Genomic DNA, 300 nt, shown 5'->3' on the forward strand with positions numbered 1-300 from the left:
AGTAGCCTTGCACTCCAATCAATAATAGTGTAGAACTTTTAATATTTACTTCCATCAAAAGTAAAGTAAAAGTATATTACCCACCATCATTAAATGGATATTCTATAGTTGTTGTCCTACACTTTATGTATAGAATCACTTTGTTGCTTTACATAAAGCCACTTTTTGCTGTCACTCTGTCTTCGCATAGAAAAATGTTATCCAAGCTTCACTATTGCGCAAAATAGTGATGGTTAAGACTTCAAATTATTACTACATATTTATGTGAAATGCCGATAGAAAATACTATGAGCAATGGTT

The organism is Lysinibacillus sp. UBA6686 (assembly GCF_002455205.1).
Taxonomy (GTDB): Bacteria; Bacillota; Bacilli; order Bacillales_A; family Planococcaceae; genus Lysinibacillus; species Lysinibacillus pakistanensis.